Annotated in this window: 13 protein-coding genes and 1 tRNA gene; all 14 read right to left on the reverse strand. The window is 43.7% G+C overall.

The features are described from left to right. Positions 1-198 precede the first annotated feature (198 nt). The 14 genes from FSC11_RS08540 to FSC11_RS08605 all read right to left on the reverse strand — a co-directional run bounded on the left by FSC11_RS08540 (position 199) and on the right by FSC11_RS08605 (position 13,374). Positions 199-1,041 carry a universal stress protein gene (locus tag FSC11_RS08540; RefSeq protein ID WP_071321085.1) on the reverse strand — a complete coding sequence of 281 codons (843 nt, stop codon included), beginning with the start codon at positions 1,039-1,041 and terminating at the stop codon, positions 199-201. A gap of 187 nt (positions 1,042-1,228) precedes the next feature. Beyond that, on the reverse strand, positions 1,229-1,849 hold the full coding sequence (locus tag FSC11_RS08545) for an acyltransferase (protein WP_004894343.1): 621 nt from the start codon (positions 1,847-1,849) through the stop codon (positions 1,229-1,231). Further along, positions 1,842-2,441 (reverse strand): IMPACT family protein, encoded by a 600-nt coding sequence (locus tag FSC11_RS08550; RefSeq protein ID WP_163166347.1) that lies wholly within the window; start codon positions 2,439-2,441, stop codon positions 1,842-1,844. The genes FSC11_RS08545 and FSC11_RS08550 overlap by 8 nt, the downstream gene beginning before the upstream one ends. A gap of 107 nt (positions 2,442-2,548) precedes the next feature. Continuing rightward, complete coding sequence (locus tag FSC11_RS08555) at positions 2,549-3,736, reverse strand: beta-barrel domain-containing protein (RefSeq protein WP_004812585.1); 1,188 nt, start codon at positions 3,734-3,736, stop codon at positions 2,549-2,551. Further along, positions 3,733-5,871 carry a type I secretion system permease/ATPase gene (locus FSC11_RS08560; RefSeq protein WP_163166349.1) on the reverse strand — a complete coding sequence of 713 codons (2,139 nt, stop codon included), beginning with the start codon at positions 5,869-5,871 and terminating at the stop codon, positions 3,733-3,735. The genes FSC11_RS08555 and FSC11_RS08560 overlap by 4 nt, the downstream gene beginning before the upstream one ends. Next, positions 5,868-7,415, reverse strand: coding sequence for a TolC family outer membrane protein (locus FSC11_RS08565; RefSeq protein WP_163166351.1), 1,548 nt, complete (start codon positions 7,413-7,415; stop codon positions 5,868-5,870). The genes FSC11_RS08560 and FSC11_RS08565 overlap by 4 nt, the downstream gene beginning before the upstream one ends. A gap of 140 nt (positions 7,416-7,555) precedes the next feature. After that, positions 7,556-8,296, reverse strand: a complete 741-nt coding sequence (lptB, locus tag FSC11_RS08570) for an LPS export ABC transporter ATP-binding protein (protein ID WP_004812578.1) — start codon at positions 8,294-8,296, stop codon at positions 7,556-7,558. After that, the gene (lptA, locus tag FSC11_RS08575; protein WP_004812577.1) at positions 8,296-8,862 is read right to left on the reverse strand and encodes a lipopolysaccharide transport periplasmic protein LptA; all 567 of its coding nucleotides are present in this window, start codon (positions 8,860-8,862) and stop codon (positions 8,296-8,298) included. Before lptA ends, lptB begins: the two co-directional genes overlap by 1 nt. After that, positions 8,846-9,394, reverse strand: a complete 549-nt coding sequence (gene lptC / locus FSC11_RS08580; protein ID WP_004894330.1) for an LPS export ABC transporter periplasmic protein LptC — start codon at positions 9,392-9,394, stop codon at positions 8,846-8,848. Before lptC ends, lptA begins: the two co-directional genes overlap by 17 nt. 33 nt (positions 9,395-9,427) lie before the next feature. Then, positions 9,428-9,967, reverse strand: coding sequence for a KdsC family phosphatase (locus FSC11_RS08585; RefSeq protein WP_163166353.1), 540 nt, complete (start codon positions 9,965-9,967; stop codon positions 9,428-9,430). A gap of 3 nt (positions 9,968-9,970) precedes the next feature. Continuing rightward, complete coding sequence (locus FSC11_RS08590; protein ID WP_163166355.1) at positions 9,971-10,948, reverse strand: KpsF/GutQ family sugar-phosphate isomerase; 978 nt, start codon at positions 10,946-10,948, stop codon at positions 9,971-9,973. A gap of 275 nt (positions 10,949-11,223) precedes the next feature. Then, positions 11,224-11,299 (reverse strand) — tRNA-Gly (locus FSC11_RS08595). A gap of 65 nt (positions 11,300-11,364) precedes the next feature. Then, positions 11,365-12,786, reverse strand: coding sequence for a cysteine--tRNA ligase (cysS, locus tag FSC11_RS08600; RefSeq protein ID WP_163166357.1), 1,422 nt, complete (start codon positions 12,784-12,786; stop codon positions 11,365-11,367). 177 nt (positions 12,787-12,963) lie between these two features. Then, a complete protein-coding gene (locus FSC11_RS08605) occupies positions 12,964-13,374 on the reverse strand; it encodes a hypothetical protein (protein WP_163166359.1) in 411 nt (136 codons plus the stop codon). Positions 13,375-13,396 lie beyond the last annotated feature (22 nt).

The following is a 13,396-nucleotide window of genomic DNA, read 5'->3' on the forward strand; positions in this document are numbered from 1 at the left end:
TCTGAGAGCAAAAAACACCCAATAAAGTATTTTAAATATATAACAATAACTTATGGAATGTAACCACAGAGTTATCCACAATATATGAGGATAACTCTGATTATTTTTAAATCAAACTGTAACAATTTCCAACTTCAAGCTTTTTAATTTCGTGGAATTGTTATTTTAACTTTATAACGCTTTTTCCAATATTTTCCTTTACTTGGCAACCAGAAGCGGTACTTTGGAATTGCGGAAGATGGTGGTTGCGATACTACCCAGGAAGAACTGGTGGATTTTGCTGTGACTGAAGGCACCCAGCACAATCAGCTGAATTCCCTGCTCCTGCTGATAAGACAGAATGTTCTCTGCCACATCACCATAGCGGTATTCAGGAACAACATCCAGTCCGGCTTCTTTCAGATAGTTTAACGGTTCATTCAGAATTTCTGCATGATCTCCGACATACAGCAAATGACACTGTAGCAGTTTCAGCAAATCACTTTCTGCAATGCGTCTCATCATCTGGATACAGGTTGGTGAATATTCGTAGGCAAAGATAAAACGTGTCGGCGGCTTAAAGTTTTCACCCACTGTCATTACCGTACAATTGGCACCACGGATAAAGTTTTCCACATTGGTACCCATCGGCTTATTTTTCTCAGCCGAGCGTTCACCCAAACGTCCAATGACGACAATATCATCGGGTCTGAGTAACTGAAAGCTTTGTTCCAGGAAATCCCCTTTTTCCTGAATATGGATGGTGTTGATATTGTGTTTTTCTTTGATCTGGTCAGAAATGTGTCGCAGCAGATTATTGCTATAGTCTAAAGCCAGTTCACTCTGTTTCTGTTCAAGTTCAGCCAGTTCTTTTAGCAGCATGGCATTGCTTTCAAAACCAATCACACCACTAATTTCCCCCAAATGATAACTTGCAGGGTAATAATCCAAAACTTGCAATAACACCAGCTCACGATGAGTCTGCTTGGCAATCCATGCAGCCGCTTCTGCGAGGGCATTAATGCATGGAGAAGAATCAATGCAGGCAATGACACGTTTCATGTTTAGCCTCTCTCATTATAATAAAAGTTCTTAGATATTTTTAAGTTAGCATAGCCTTCGGCAAATGTGCAGCGAATTCTGTAGCACAGGATTTGAATTATGTTATTTTTTATGTGACGTTCTAGTGGCTTATACATTTTTGAACTACCAGAACCATCCTTGTATCGTCTGAAACTCTAATCACGTATTAATCTCGGTAGCGAATCAGTTTGGCCGGGTTACCTGCAACGATCATGCGTTCATCCAAATCTTTGGTCACCATACTGTTCATACCAACAATGGCCTGATCCGCAATTTTCACTCCGTCTTTAATGCCGACATGAGCACCCAGCCAGACATCACGGCCAATTTCAATCCCTTTGGAACGCACCGGCTGTTTATAAATGGGCTGTTCCAGCTCCATCCCATGATCAAAAGCGTACAGGTGACAATAGGCCGCCATACGCACCTGATCATGTAACTTAATTCCTACCCGTCCACCATCCAGAATACAGTGGTGATTAATCGCGACTTCATTGCCAATTTCTAGTGGCCCATGCAAGGTACAGTCCGCTGCGATAAAGCTATGATCACCAATCACGATTTTTCGGCCCGGTTCAGCGAAGATATGGGCCAGTGGTGAAATAAAGCAGTTCTCACCAATCTCGACTGTTTCCATTTCACGCAGATAGTCCTGATATTCGCGCTGCCACTGTTCTGCCCAGCCCCGGTTTTTAGGTTTGAGTGACCAGTATAGCCACGGCATATAATTAAGACGATGCTTATGCTGCTCGCGGTATTTCAGTAGAGGATCCTGCTGCTCAGTCATCTTGGGGCTCATCTATAATTTTTAAGGCTTCACGTCCGCGGCTGATATCCTGAATCTTCAAAGCAAATGGCTCAATCTGATGTTTCTGCATTTGCGCAATAACCTCGACGCCTTCTGCGGTATAATTTTCCTGATAATCAATCTGTTGCTGATTTAGCTCATACTGAAAAATAGCCCATTCACTAAAATTACAACGAAAGGACACTTTTTTCTTTTCAATTAGTTCAATCTTTTCAGCCAGGACCAGGCATTGCCCCGCACAGCCCCCATAAGCACGAACCAAACCACCCGTACCTAGCTTGATTCCTCCATACCAGCGATTCACCAGCACCAATACATTGGTCAGCTCATTGCCTTCAATGGTCGCTAAAATCGGTCGACCTGCGGTGCCAGAAGGCTCGCCATCATCATTAAAACGCACATTATGTCCAATTTTCCATGCCCAGCACTGATGCGTCGTGGTGGTATCACGATAAGCTTCCAGAAAATCCTTTACATCCTGTTCGGATTCCACCGGCGTAGCAAAGGCCTGAAAGCGGCTCCTCTTGATCTCTTCTTCAAAACTGACAAGGCTGGCAATAGTAAAAGACATTGGATTCAAACAATAACATCACTGTGTTGCAGTATAACGTGTTTGCTAGCACAAACAAAAAAGCCCCTATACATAGAGGCTTGATTTTGTACAACTACTATGAAGGATTAGCGTTCACGTAATGCTTCTTTGGCCTTGTTAAACGGTTTAACCAGATAATCCAGTACGGTTTTTTCACCCGTACGGATATCCACGGTTGCTACCATGCCCGGGGTGATATTAAATTCCTGTCCGGCTTTATTGGTCAGTTTGTCATTTTCGGTACGGATATAAACGCGGTAGTAAAACTGATCCTGCTTGACTTCATCACGTAGAGTATCGGGGGAAATCACAGTAACTTTACCTTTCAGGCCGCCATAAATCGAGTAATCATAAGCGGTGATTTTGACCAGCGCTTCCTGATCCGGACGGATAAAGGCAATATCACGTGGTGAAATACGCGCCTCGACCAGCAATTTTTCATCCAGCGGTACAATCGTCATCAACTTGCCGTTTTGTGGAATGACGCCTCCCAAGGTCATGACATCAATTTCCTTCACCACGCCACGTACTGGCGATTTGAAAATAGTCCGGTTCAGCGTATCGGATTTACCACGTACCACCTGTTGCTGAGTTTCCACATCAGTATTAGCTTTGGCAAGTTCTTCACGCGCTTTCACAAAATACTGATTCTGCACATCATTCATCTGGTTTTGCAGGTCATTGGCTTCACGCTTTAAACGCAGAACTTCCACTTCGCTTGCAGCACCTTTTGCAACTAATGGTTCAGTCATAGCCAGTTCTTGCTGTACCAGTACCAAGGCCTGCTGTAACCCTGCTAAAGATTGTTCCAGATTAGCACGACGCGATTTATATAATGCAGTTTCCTCTGCCACCAGTTTTGGCTCTTTCAGCACCTCTGGCGGGAAGGACAACGGCGCACCAGTGACTTCAGCACGTAAGCGTGCCGCAGTTGCACGCGAAGAAATTAACAGAGAAGCCGATTCACCTACATTGGATTCAAAACGGGTGGGATCCAGCTGTGCCAATACCTGACCCTGCTCGACAATTTCACCTTCTTTGACGTTCAGTTTGGTGAGGATACCACCTTCTAGAGACTGAATAACCTGTTCCTTGGAAGAGGGTATCACTTTACCGGTGCCTGTCGAAACTTCTTCCAGCTTGAACAGCCATGCCCACGTCAGCAGAATCAGTAAGCCTATGCCAATGATCCAGATAATCACACTTGATTTTGGCAAAGGTGGTTCCTGAAAGCTGACTTTGGTTGAACGCTTGATTTCCTGTTGTGCACTCATGCGCTTGCTCCCGTAACACGCTTCGCTCCACCTTGTGATTGGTTCAGGATCTGGTCCCGCGGACCATCCATCACAATCTTGCCGTCATTTACGACAATAATACGATCTACCAGTTCAAGTACCGCACGACGATGTGTAGCCACCACCATGGTTCGGCCAATCAGATAAGTCTTTAAATTATCAATCAGCTGTTTCTCAGAAACATCATCAATGGCAGCAGTCGGTTCATCCAGCAATAAAATTCGTGGTTGGCGAATCAGTAAACGAGAAAGTAACAAGGCTTGACGCTGACCACCAGAGAAGCCCACACCACCTTCCAGAATAATATGGTCCAGGCCTTCTTTCTTTTCCTGAACAAAGCCCAATGCACCTGTGAGTTGCAAAGCTTCCAGGATTTGCTGGTCAGTTGTCAGTGGTGCACCCAGTGTCAGGTTTTCACGAATGCTGCCATAAAATAACTGTGAATTTTGATTCAGTAGGCCCATATCACGGCGCACATCTGCCGGATCAATCAGGTTCAGGTCAATCCCATCAAGTTTAACCTTGCCCTGTAACGGCGTTTGCATACCGGATAACAACTGCAATAAGGTTGATTTACCGGCACCATTACGGCCCAAAATCGCAATCTTCTCACCAGGCTTGATGTCTAGTTTTGGAATGACTAGAGTCGGTTTAGGGTCATCTTCACCATATTTGAATACTGCCCCGCTCAGCTCGTACTGACCTTCTAGCAATGGGCGGTGAATCAGATGAGAATAGTCCGGCTGATCTACCGGCTTTTTCATCAGTTCATCCAAACCGTTTTTCGCGACTTTCGCCTGCTGTAAACGACCCAGGACACCGGTAATTTGGGAAATTGGCGCAAGCATACGCGAAGACAGAATTGAACAGGCAACCAGTGCACCTGTGGTCATTTCACCTTCCATAACGGCAAAACAGCCCACTAACACGACGATGGCAAATGTCAGGCCTTGAATCTTTTGCGTCCAGGCGGTCATCAAACCAACGATTTTACGTTGCTGCATGCTGACATCGGCGGACACTTCATTCATATGGTTCCACTGGTTCTGGAAACGCGATTCAGCACGCAGTAGCTTGATGTCTTCAATTCCTTGTACTGCTTCCACCAGCAATGCATTACGGATTGCAGATTCACGCATGCCCATTTGTGCCAGCTCACCCAGTTTTTTCTGTGCCAGAATCCCCGGTAAAATCATTATGGGCACGACTAACAGCATCACCCAGAACAGGTTTCCGCCAATGAGCCAGAAAATCCCCAGGAACAGGAAGAAAAATGGCAGGTCGGCAATTGCAGTCACCGTAGTAGACGTCACCAGTTCACGGACGCCTTCCAGTTCACGAATCTGTGAAATAAAAGTGCCAGTAGATTTTGAACGCTCTTTATTTTTAATGCGTAAGGCATGACCAAAAACCTGGTCAGAAATACGTAAATCAGCGCGCTTGCCGATAATATCAGACAGATAGATCCGGGAGACGCGTAAGGTAAATTCGAAGATTGCCGCAATCAATACACCGCCTGCCAGTACCCATAAGGTCGGGATAGACTGTGAAGGAATGACCCGGTCATACACGTTCATGGAAAAGACAATGGTCGCCAGTGCGAGGATGTTCGCGATTAAAGAAGCAAACATCACATCGATATAACGCTTCCAGTCATTCAGGACAATTGACCAGAACCAGTTCTTTTCGAAAGGCTTGATATATTCATCGACCCGAGCATCAGGTACTGAAGACTCAGGACGTAAGATATAAAGGCTTTTAGCACCCTGCTTCAGATGGTCCAGGTCAAAGACCTGAGACAGCCCCTGATCGCCACTGAGCTGTACGCTAGCATTGCCTTCACTATCAATGCGCTCGATGACACCCACTTCGCCATTTTCAAATTCCACCAATATTGGCAATTTCCATGGACTGAGCAGACTGGCATCAAACTTGTTTTTACGTACATTTAAACCGATCTGACGCGTGACAACTTTGAGCAGCTCATCAACATCATGATGCTGGTTCCAGTCGAGTTGTAAGCGGATTCTTTCCTCAGATGGCTCGATGCGATAATGCTTGGCGATATTAAGTATCGCCTGAAGCCACGGCTGATAATTTATTGTATTACTCATGGCTGTACTTCAAACCCCTGAATAGAAATACGGTTAAGGTCATAAAGATCGCGTGTACGACCAGTGACCTGAATGTACTGAACAATAGCGGTATAAATATCGTAACGCGCAGTTTCGATTTCTTGGGCTGCGCTGTGAATTGCCTGCTCTGCATTAAGCAGATCGACTACGGTTCGAGTACCGAGTTTATATTGTTCCTGATACAGCTCTCTGGTGCGCACAGTGGTTGCACGGCGCTGTGCCAGAATGTCCATTTGTCGCTGTTTATTTTCAATCTGTTCGCGAATCAAGCGGACCTGATCGACTACATCCAGATAGGCAGTATTGACCTGAGCACGTGCTGCTTCTTCAGCAAAACTGGCTGCACGGGTCTGTGATCTGGTCGCCCCACCTTGATAGAAATTACTGGTGGCTTCAATCATCACAGAGTTATAAAAGCCATCATCTTCATTATTATTCGGATTGCGACCATTAATGGCCTGACTCATACTCCCTTTGATATTAATGGTAGGATAAGTATTTAGCTTGGCCTGCTCTTTTTGCGAACGTGCCACTTCCACGCCAGCATGTGCCAACATCAACGTCGGAATACTGGTAAATTCAGGCTCCTGGTAAAGTCCGGCCTGTTGAATCAGACTATCTGGAATTTCCCACTCTACATTGGATATATCAAAGCCGAGTAAAGTGCGCAGTTTTTGTTGATACTGACGTAACTGGGTTTGTTGCACAATCAGGTTATTCTCTGCAGCTTCCAGATTGGATTGGGCCTGAATCGGATCGGCCTGACTGCTGATCCCGGCTTTGGCTCGCAGATTGGCAATTTCCGCAATTCGTGCAATCCCTTGTTTCTGCTGCTCGGCAATCTTGGTGATTTCCTGATAGCGCTTGATATTGACAATGGCATCTGTCACTTCAAGTGCAATCTGATCCAGACTGACTAAAACCCGTGCCTGCGCTTCGGTAAGCTTGGCTTCTTCAGTGGTTACGCTGGATTTTACCTTGCCAAAATCATATAGCATTTGGGTCGCATTCAGAGAAACTACCTGACGACCGCGCTCACCCTTGGTTAAATCTGCTGTTCCAAATCCACCCGAAATCTGTGGATAATATTGTGCCTTTGCGACATCAATATTGGCAGCCTGAGAGGACAGCGAAGATATACTTTGTGAAATCTCGGGACGACGCTGAACTGCTGTAAGTACAGCATCCTTGAGATCAATGCGTCTGGGAATGCCCATGGCTGGAATACTATTCTGGGAACGAGTACCATTCTGAAAGCCGCCTACTTGGGGCAACTCCTGAACACGTGAGGTATCCAGCTGATAATTACTCAAATCCCGCAGATCAACCGTATGTGAGGATTTCACAGGTTCAGGGGAGAATAGTTTACTGACCCCTTGTTTGAATCCCTGAAAATATCCCTTTTCCGTATCTGCCGCATAAACCTGAGACATTTGCAAGGGCAATAAAAGGGCGATAAATACCCTTTTTTTTCCCTGTAAATTACCCCGAAGTTTATTAATTTTTTTTGCTTGCAATAGCATGATTATTGGTGTCGTTTTTAAACTAACTATATACCAAAAATATTTTAAAATTGATGATACTAAAATATTTTCGACGAAAAAATCCCACACAACAACGCTAAAGTTGACTGTGTGGGCTTGATTAAGGTAATAAAGCCGAATTACACGGTAAAGTCATCACCCAGATACACTTTTCTAACAGTTTCATTATTCAGGATTTCTTGTGGTGTACCTTCTGCAATCACTGCACCTTCACTGACAATATACGCATGCTCACAGATTGCCAAAGTTTCACGCACATTATGATCAGTAATTAATACCCCAATACCACGATCTTTCAAGGTTGTGATAATGTCTTTAATATCTCCGACAGAAATCGGATCGACCCCGGCAAAAGGTTCATCAAGTAACATGAATTTTGGATCAGCTGCCAGCGCACGGGCAATTTCCGCACGACGACGCTCACCACCAGAGACACTCATGCCCAGAGAATCTTTGATATGGGTAATCTTAAAGTCTGCCAGCAATTCTGCCAGGCGCTGCTGACGCTGGGCTTTGGTCAATTCCTTACGGGTTTCAAGAATCGCCATGATATTTTCAGCAATGGTCAACTTCCGGAAAATAGAAGCTTCCTGCGGCAGATAACCAATCCCTTTACGGGCACGTTCATGCATAGCCAAATCTGAGAGATCCAGATCATCCAGATATATTTCACCTTTATCCATACGCACCAGACCAACCACCATATAGAAGCTGGTGGTCTTACCTGCACCATTCGGACCAAGTAAACCAACGATCTGACCACTTTCCATGCTGAAGGATACATCCTTCACCACCCAACGTTTACTATAGTTTTTCGCCAGATGTTTAATGGTTAAGGTTTGAACCTTTGATTCAGCCATTAGTCACGTGCTCCCGGGAAGGATTTAGAACTGGATGGTGGAATCACAATCTGTACACGACCTGAAGAGGAACCGGTTTTATTTGGCGTACCGACAGCTTCAATATCCCCCTTATTCATACTATATCGAAGCGTATTACCACGGATACTGGCTCCATCCTGTTCCAGGAAGGCATTACCTGTCAGGGTAATAATACCGGTATCAGCATTGTAGACAATCTTCTGTGCCTGACCTTTCGCGATTCCTTTAGCAGCATCGATTTGTTGCTGGAAACGTGCAGGACTGCCATTTGCTGTAATCGTGCTGATTTGCTTCTTGCTGTTCAGGTTTGCCACAATTGAGTTTGCCTGAAGTTTCATAGTCCCTTGCTCAATAATGACATTACCAGTATAAGTCGTGATACCGGTACGCTCATTAAAAGTTGCACGGTCAGCTACCAGCGAAATAGGCTGCTGACGGTCTGAAGGAATTGCAAGCGCTGCGAGTGAAGTAAACCCGAGCACAGCAGCAAGCGCAGTACGCTTCAGGAAAGTAGTCGTCATTTTAGGTTTAAGAATTTGGTTCATACTTTCCTCGAATATTAAAAAATTCGTATTGACCGTCATTTAGATTTGCCTTCAAGCCCTGACTGATAAACTCAGCTTGTGGAGTCGTTACTTCTACAGCTTTATCCGTTTCAATTTCTCGTGTTTTAGGGAAACCTGTTAACTCTTCTGTCTTGAACTGAAGCTGACCATCTTGCAGAATCTTGGTTGCTACCACCTGCTGAGAAAGGATCACTTTAGTATTATCCTCGTACCCATTCACAAGTTTGGCATAAAAAGTAGAATCTACTTTGCCATCTTTGTACATAGAAGCATTCATATTTTCCAGCTTCGAGGTTTTTTTCTGCATATCCTGCTCGAGTCGATCGACTTGAGCACGAACAGCCAGCTCACCTTTTTCATCGGTTTGTGTCAAATTAATATTTTCAGCTGTGGATTTCATACTGCGTGCAGCATCTACCTGAAGCTTATTGCCACTTCCACTGAAATAATAATAACCACCACTTATGGCTGCGAGAATAATCGCGGTTACGTATAAAACTTTAGTATCCATAAGCGGTGTACTTAATCCAGAACGTATAGTTGATTAATATGGCGCACGAGTAAACTTTTCAAGTAATTCTTGGTAAACACCTTTAGACATTAAAAGCATGTCACAGATCTCACGCACCGCACCACGGCCACCCATCGCCTGAGTCACCAGATCGGCACGACGACGTACTTCGACATGACCATTTGGAACTGTCACTTTCATGCCAGCAATGGCAAAAGCTGACAGGTCAGGCCAGTCATCGCCCATATACAGGCAATCTTCAGGATCGATATTCAACTGAGCGCAAGCTTCTTTGAGGGCAACGCCTTTGTCTTCACGTCCCTGATAGACTAGGTCTACACCTAAATCAGACATACGTTTTTGTACAATATTACTTTGACGTCCAGTGATGATAATCACTTTAATTCCAGCTAGCTGAACCAGTTTCATACCCAGACCGTCACGAATATCAAAGGATTTGATCTCATCACCCGTATTGGTCAGCGTGACAAAACCGTCACTTAGAATCCCATCTACATCAAGCACCAGTGCTGCAATATGACGTGCCTGCTCTAATAATACATAAGATGCCATCTATTAATTTACCCCAGCCTGAATCAGGTCATGCATACTAATTACACCAATGACTTTATTGGCATCATCAACAACTACAAATTGATTAATTTTACGTTCATTCATACGTTCTAGCGCTGCTACAGCACGTGCTTCCTGAGAAATCGTCAGGGGATTTTTGATCATCACTTCTTGAATCGGCAGATTGACATCAAAACCTTGCTGCTTATCAATCAATCGGCGCAAGTCCCCATCCGTGAAAATACCCAGCAAAACATCATTTTGATCGACAATTGTGGTTAAACCTAGGCGTTTATTTGAAATTTCGTATAAAACTTGATTCATCGGTGTATCTGGTGACACTTTTGGCAATTCCGAACCTGTATGCATGAGATGTTTTACATGCAGCAATAAGCGTTTACCCAAGGCACCCGCTGGATGTGAAAGGGCAAAATCGTCAGCAGTAAAACCACGTGCATCCAGCAGTGCTACAGCCAGGGCATCGCCTAACACCAGAGTCGCTGTAGTACTTGAAGTTGGCGCCAGACCAAGCGGACAAGCCTCTTGAAGATTACCCAAAGTTAAAGCGACATCGGCATTTTGTGGCATAGGGCCTTTGTCGTCACCACTAATGGTAATTAAAGGAATTTCCAGACGCTTGATCAAAGGCATCAGCATCATGATTTCATCACTCTTGCCTGAGTTTGAAATGGCAATCAGTACATCACCCGGCACCAGCATGCCGAGATCTCCATGTCCCGCCTCACCTGGATGCATAAAGAATGAAGGCGTACCTGTAGAGGCAAAAGTCGCGGCCATTTTGCGGCCAATATGCCCGGATTTCCCCATCCCGGTAATCACCAGACGCCCCTTACACTGCAGGATAATTTCACATGCCTGACTAAAACGCTCATCGATTTGGGCAGCTAAAATCTGTAATGCTTGTTCTTCGATACGCAGTGTTTCAAGTGCAACTTTCTGGAAGTCTATTTGATTTGGCATATTTGGTGGGTTCAAAGTAGGTTTACCTTAACTCTATATACAGAGTTGACTCAGTCTAGCAACAATAATTTTCGCAATTTTATCATATCTATGCAAATTACAGGTTTCAAAATGTATGGCTTTTCATAAAACTTAAACTGAATGTTTTGAAATTTGCCTGACTAAAAGCCCCTCATTATTCAAAATTTAATCATATAAAATCAGTTCTGATTTTCCTTTTTATTTTGCACAGACAATAAAAAACCCCAATCTTCCGATTAGGGTTTTTTGAATTTTGGAGCGGGAAACGAGACTCGAACTCGCGACCCCAACCTTGGCAAGGTTGTGCTCTACCAACTGAGCTATTCCCGCAATATGGGAGTGGATTATAAAGAGTTTCTGCTAACTGTCAACTCTCTATCGTTTCAACTGTCGAATTAATCAGCACGACGCCATACCGTACCTTGACGGGTATCTTCCAGTACCACTCCTTGGTCTAATAAAGACTGGCGGATTTCATCGGCACGAGCAAAATTTTTCTCTTTTTTGGCATCCTTACGTTGCTGGATCAGGTCTTCAATCTGCGCTTCAGACAAGCCTAACGCTTCTTGACCAATATCAGACTTCAAGAATTCATCGACATTGTGCTGCACCAGACCTAGAATATTGGTGAGATGACGCAAAGTAGAATAATAAACAGCGGCCTGTTCCTGATTCTGATCTTTTACCGCACGGTTTAGCTCTTTGTTAAGTTCAAACAATACAGCAATGGCTTCTGGAGTATTAAAGTCATCACGCATGGCTGCATTGAAACGCTCAACAAAACTTTGATTGAATGTATCAACAACTTGCTCGCCATATACCGCTTGATAAGCTTTAAAGGAATGATAGAAACGCATCAGCGTATTTTTCGCTTCTTTTAATGCTACATCAGAGTAGTTCACTGGGCTGCGATAGTGTGAAGACACGATAAAGTAACGCACCACTTCTGGATGGAATTTTTCAATTACATCACGGATGGTGAAAAAGTTACCCAAGGACTTCGACATTTTTTCGCCATCAACATTAATGAAACCGGCATGCATCCAGTAATTCACATACTGCTCACCTGTCGCTGCTTCAGATTGTGCAATCTCGTTTTCATGATGCGGGAAGCTTAGGTCAGCACCACCGCCATGAATATCAAAGTGATTGCCCAGGCAGCAGGTTGACATCGCAGAACATTCAATATGCCAGCCTGGACGACCATTGCCCCAAGGAGATGGCCAAGAAGGTTCATTTTCTTTGGCGTGTTTCCAAAGTACAAAGTCAAAAGGATGTTTTTTCTCAACTTCCACATCTACACGTTCAGAAGCACCTGCTTGCATATCTTCCAGTTTACGGCCTGAAAGACGGCCATATTTGGCAAATTTTTCAACTTCGAAATACACATCCCCATTATTTGCTGGATATGCAGTACCTTTTTCCACCAACGTACCAATCATATTTTGCATTTGATTGATGTAATCGGTGGCTTTTGGTGCTTCATCCGGTGCAAGACAGCCTAACTTGGCAAAGTCTTCATTCATCGCATCAATAAAACGACTGGTGAGTGATGAAATGCTTTCCCCATTTTCATTGGCACGTTTAATAATCTTGTCGTCAATGTCGGTGATATTGCGTACATATTTTACTTTCCAGCCCTGACTGCGCAGGAAACGGATAATATAGTCAAATGCAACCACGGTACGTGCATGTCCAATATGACAGTAGTCATAGACCGTCATCCCACAGACATACAGATCAATCTGACCTTCTTTACGAGGTACAAATTCTACTTTTTTACGTTGCTCTGAGTTATATAGAACAAATGGTTGCATAGGTCTTCTAGAATGCTTTTACAAATGATGGCTCATCTTAACCTAAGCATTATTTTTCATAAAGTTTTAAGATATGTTTTTATAAAATTAGCAAATTCATTAATGAATTTAAGAGTTAAAAAAAAGACCAGTATCTAACTAGTCTTTTTTCACTCGTAGTTTTAGTGAGTTTTAGAACTAAGTTTCACTTTTGCATTGGACCAGTGCTTCTTTAGTTTTTGGACCAAAATGATTTACGATGCCCGTGCTACGTACGTTGATCCAGTTCTGTTCATCTTTCTTATAAAAGTCGACATCAAAACCTGTGTATGCAACCGTAAATTGATACTGCGAACTATCACTTGCTTTTCTGAGCTGACGTACAAATTTCTTTTCAAATGCACCCAACTTTTTCTTCGCAGAAATCAAACGCAAAATGCTTTTATCTCCGATTACATAAGATAAGTTGTTGGCTTTCTGCACTGAACAATCAAGGGCGTATCGACCTTGAAAATCACCTAAATTTGCTGATTTTTTTGTTTCCGTATTTGCATTTGCTAGAGTGAATGATGCTGTAAGGAGTAATACAGACAATAATGATTTTTTCATGTTTGACTCGATATTTGTAAAT

Source organism: Acinetobacter schindleri, assembly GCF_010918895.1.
Taxonomy (GTDB): domain Bacteria; phylum Pseudomonadota; class Gammaproteobacteria; order Pseudomonadales; family Moraxellaceae; genus Acinetobacter; species Acinetobacter schindleri.

Excerpts from the sequence above, each read along its gene's own strand:
- FSC11_RS08540 (WP_071321085.1), bottom strand. The coding sequence starts at position 1,041 with ATGAAACGTGTCATTGCCTGCATTGATTCTTCTCCATGCATTAATGCC.
- FSC11_RS08545 (WP_004894343.1), bottom strand. The coding sequence starts at position 1,849 with ATGACTGAGCAGCAGGATCCTCTACTGAAATACCGCGAGCAGCATAAG.
- FSC11_RS08550 (WP_163166347.1), bottom strand. The coding sequence starts at position 2,441 with ATGTCTTTTACTATTGCCAGCCTTGTCAGTTTTGAAGAAGAGATCAAG.
- FSC11_RS08555 (WP_004812585.1), bottom strand. The coding sequence starts at position 3,736 with ATGAGTGCACAACAGGAAATCAAGCGTTCAACCAAAGTCAGCTTTCAG.
- FSC11_RS08560 (WP_163166349.1), bottom strand. The coding sequence starts at position 5,871 with ATGAGTAATACAATAAATTATCAGCCGTGGCTTCAGGCGATACTTAAT.
- FSC11_RS08565 (WP_163166351.1), bottom strand. The coding sequence starts at position 7,415 with ATGCTATTGCAAGCAAAAAAAATTAATAAACTTCGGGGTAATTTACAG.
- lptB (WP_004812578.1), bottom strand. The coding sequence starts at position 8,296 with ATGGCTGAATCAAAGGTTCAAACCTTAACCATTAAACATCTGGCGAAA.
- lptA (WP_004812577.1), bottom strand. The coding sequence starts at position 8,862 with ATGAACCAAATTCTTAAACCTAAAATGACGACTACTTTCCTGAAGCGT.
- lptC (WP_004894330.1), bottom strand. The coding sequence starts at position 9,394 with ATGGATACTAAAGTTTTATACGTAACCGCGATTATTCTCGCAGCCATA.
- FSC11_RS08585 (WP_163166353.1), bottom strand. The coding sequence starts at position 9,967 with ATGGCATCTTATGTATTATTAGAGCAGGCACGTCATATTGCAGCACTG.
- FSC11_RS08590 (WP_163166355.1), bottom strand. The coding sequence starts at position 10,948 with ATGCCAAATCAAATAGACTTCCAGAAAGTTGCACTTGAAACACTGCGT.
- cysS (WP_163166357.1), bottom strand. The coding sequence starts at position 12,786 with ATGCAACCATTTGTTCTATATAACTCAGAGCAACGTAAAAAAGTAGAA.
- FSC11_RS08605 (WP_163166359.1), bottom strand. The coding sequence starts at position 13,374 with ATGAAAAAATCATTATTGTCTGTATTACTCCTTACAGCATCATTCACT.